The 794-nt window shown below is 47.9% G+C and carries 2 protein-coding genes; both read left to right on the top strand.

What is annotated here, in order from left to right; translation table 11 throughout:
- Positions 1 to 250, top strand: a 250-nt coding sequence (locus tag FQP90_RS22965) for a hypothetical protein (RefSeq protein ID WP_208760070.1), incomplete at its 5' end; no start/stop codon positions are given.
- Positions 251 to 299: 49 nt separating this feature from the next.
- A partial coding sequence (locus FQP90_RS22960; RefSeq protein ID WP_244296968.1) for a carbonic anhydrase occupies positions 300 to 794 on the top strand: 495 nt, incomplete at its 3' end.

The raw sequence follows: 794 nt of genomic DNA, 5'->3' as shown, positions 1-794 counted from the left end.
GCCCGTCTTTGCTGCCCCAGCTCCCATTATCAACCCCACTTGGAGAGGAGACATGGGGAGTGAATCATATGATGAGGCAATTGCTGCACTCAAGAAGCTATTGAGTGAAAAGGAGGAGTTGGCACCCGTGGCTGCTGCTAAAATCGAACAAATCACAGCCCAACTTTCAACACCCGAAACTAAACCGGCATTTGACCCTGTCGAGAGGATCAAAACTGGGTTCGCCAAGTTCAAAGAGAGAAATACATAACAAACCCAGCCTTGTACGATGAACTTTCCAAAGGCCAAGCCCAAAGTTCATGGTGTTTTCATGCTCGGACTCGCGAGTTTGCCCATCACATGTGCTCGATTTCCAACCCGGCGAGGCGTTTGTGGTCCGTAATGTAGCCAACATGGTCCCTCCCTTTGACAAGACTAGATATGCTGGAGTTGGAGCTGCTGTTGAGTATGCAGTTTTGCATCTAAAGGTAGAGCAAATTATTGTTATTGGACACAGCAAATGTGGAGGGATCAAGGGTCTTATGACCTTCCCTGATGAAGGACCACACGTTACCGACTTCATCGAGGACTGGGTGAAAGTATGCGCCCCCGCTAAGTCAAAGGTCCTTGGAGAATCAAACGGCTCAGCCCTTGATGATCAATGTGTACTATGTGAAAAGGAAGCTGTGAATGTATCACTCGGAAACCTGTTGACATACCCATTTGTAAGAAATGGACTGGTGAAGAAAACACTCGCACTCAAGGGTGGACACTATGATTTTGTTAACGGGACCTTTGAGCTCTGGGGACTTGAC

It is taken from the genome of Paenarthrobacter nitroguajacolicus, assembly GCF_007786235.1.
GTDB classification, from domain to species: domain Bacteria; phylum Actinomycetota; class Actinomycetes; order Actinomycetales; family Micrococcaceae; genus Arthrobacter; species Arthrobacter nitroguajacolicus_A.
This window is presented reverse-complemented; position numbering and strand designations above follow the sequence as displayed.